Raw genomic sequence first — 2,310 nt, 5'->3', positions numbered from 1 at the left:
ATAAGCATAACTCAGTCCTCTTTTTTGCCTTTTTGTTTCTGGAAAATCAAAACTCGCAAAATTTGGACTGAGTTTCTTTGACACTCCTACCATTTTGAAAAGTTATATATTTAGGCATGAGACCATCCACTGCTGAACAGAAGGCATCTTTAGGGTTACTACCACTACCCACCTTTCGCTGTAATAATAGTCAAAAATCACCACGAATGGTGCATGTTAACGATTTAGCGGATTTGATAGATAAAAAAAGAAAGGAATCTAAAGAAGAAATGGAATATATAACAAAAAAAGCAAACAAAAAAATCGACTAGCGGTACACCAATAGTACACCATATATATTTAAGATATTGATTTTTATGAACAATAAATCCCATCCAACATGGGGGCAACAGAAAAGCGGGATGATGGGTGCATATCAAAAACCTCATTTAAAAATCAAAAAGATAGCGCCGATACCGCCGCTTTATATTCTGGTCTATTTTGGCTTGTTCAGCCATTAGGGGATATTTAGGGGGAGCACAAGCTTCCCCCGGATATCCAAGGCGGGCAATTATACAGAGCGAGAAGGATAGCTTCAAACTCAGCCAAGCTTAAACCACTACAACCGAATTAATCCCACTCAAAGCGCAGTGCTGAGAACTCTTCTTGAATTTCATTGATAAATCGATTCGTACTAGAAAGGCTCCAATTCCGGGCGATGTAATATCCTTCATCTTGGTAAACAAACTCAGGTTCTGACTGAGTACGATATTTTTTGTACTTATCTTCAGTACCTTTGATTTCTTCAAATTTCTTCAGTAACTGAAACGAACACGTTTTATTATATCGGAGGAAGTAAAAAACAGGTTCACTGATAAGTTTATGCTCTTCAAGTGCTCTAACCGTATAAAAACCAATATCTGACTTACGGAATTTTTGCTGATAACGTTCTCCATTGACATACAAAGTCAACGATGAGTGATCTTTTTCGCTATTGCGGGCCGCTCTCTCTTCTCGCTTTTTATGACGTACTTCTATTTGATAGTCCATCGCTTCAGGAAGGGGAATAATTTGCTCAACATTCAATAAGAGTTTTTCCCCAATTCTAAAAGGTTGAAGACGAACACAAGTAATATCCAGCCCCATATCATTCATCCACAAAACTGATGTGGTAATTTCTTTAGAAAAGTTACGGGCAGCTAAGACAATACGTGTCTCTTTAGCAAAATCACCTTGTTGTGGCGAGTCCCATCCCAGAAAACCCAATATCGAACTTTCAGCATCAATATGTTGCCCCATTCGATTTAAAAAATCCCTGTAAGCACTAACTACTTGCTCCCAAGTCAGATTCGCAACCATAGCAGCATAACGAATCGCTTGAAGTTCCATATGACCACCATCATCATCCCGCTTTAGTTCTATAACGACAAGATTTGCAGACTTATCAATACCGAGTAAATCAAGACGACGATTAGAGTCCACAAAATGGCTATATTCTTCGGCAATCACTAATGTATCAGGGCTAATAGCTTCAATGTTTAATTTTAAGAGGCGTTGAATGTCTTCCCGTTCCTTCAACTTTTCAGCCTCAAATGAAGTCATTTCAACTTTTATTAACGAATCCTCTGTTAACTCATATATTGTCATTTAAGTTCCCTTATCCCCACTCGACATACCAAAAATGACCCAGTTAAATTGCTGTGTGTTTTCTGGGCCATCTAACAAACCAAAAATTCATCAACATTAAAATGCTCAAACATTTCACACGTATCTTTGTTCTCTTTTAATACACTTCCCGCCTCTTATTTAAGCTAAAATAACGCCATCAGCCGACTCTGTATCTGATATGTAAGATAATGGTGAATAAGTTAATTATCAGCATTATTTTATTATATTCAGCATCAATCAACTGAGTGTCATTAATAAATCCACATTTTAAGGAATATTATTTCAAGAACGATACCTATATTTATAAATTCAATGAAAGACACCGGCTTAACTTAAAAAATAACATAAATAAACTATCAATAAAGTAACAAATAGCACAAGCACTGAATATAAAATAAGTATTGATAATAGTTAGCCCAGTGCTTTAACATTAGCATCCTTAATACACAAGGAAGATTATTTGTTACCTAAAGGAATAAATAAAGTGAATTTTATTAAACCCAAACCCTACAAATAGTGCCCATGGTGACTACTTAAATAAAAATAATCACCCTTGGATTCACATATTAAGTGCAACATCGTTATAAACGAAGTAAATGAGTTTTTGTACCTTTAAATAGCTCATCCGGCGTATTGTAACCCCGTGTTTTTCGTGGTCGCTTA

The 2,310-nt window shown here is 36.1% G+C and carries 3 protein-coding genes; 2 read left to right on the top strand and 1 reads right to left on the bottom strand.

Annotation, left to right across the window (positions count from 1 at the left end; all coding sequences use genetic code 11):
• Positions 1–116: 116 nt before the first annotated feature.
• Together AAC854_RS22220 and AAC854_RS22215 are read left to right on the top strand one after the other, a co-directional pair.
• Complete coding sequence (locus AAC854_RS22220; protein WP_340618997.1) at positions 117–311, top strand: pyocin activator PrtN family protein; 195 nt, start codon at positions 117–119, stop codon at positions 309–311.
• Between the two features lie 45 nt (positions 312–356).
• A complete protein-coding gene (locus AAC854_RS22215; RefSeq protein ID WP_340618996.1) occupies positions 357–500 on the top strand; it encodes a hypothetical protein in 144 nt (47 codons plus the stop codon).
• Positions 501–609: 109 nt separating this feature from the next.
• On the opposite strand, the gene AAC854_RS22210 is transcribed toward AAC854_RS22215, so the two are convergent.
• Positions 610–1,626: a hypothetical protein gene (locus tag AAC854_RS22210; RefSeq protein WP_340618995.1), complete on the bottom strand. Its 1,017-nt coding sequence runs from the start codon at positions 1,624–1,626 to the stop codon at positions 610–612.
• Positions 1,627–2,310 lie beyond the last annotated feature (684 nt).

This window comes from Xenorhabdus entomophaga, from assembly GCF_037996725.1.
GTDB classification, from domain to species: domain Bacteria; phylum Pseudomonadota; class Gammaproteobacteria; order Enterobacterales; family Enterobacteriaceae; genus Xenorhabdus; species Xenorhabdus khoisanae.
The sequence above is the reverse complement of the archived record's forward strand: the minus strand, read 5'-3'. Positions and strand labels throughout refer to the sequence as shown.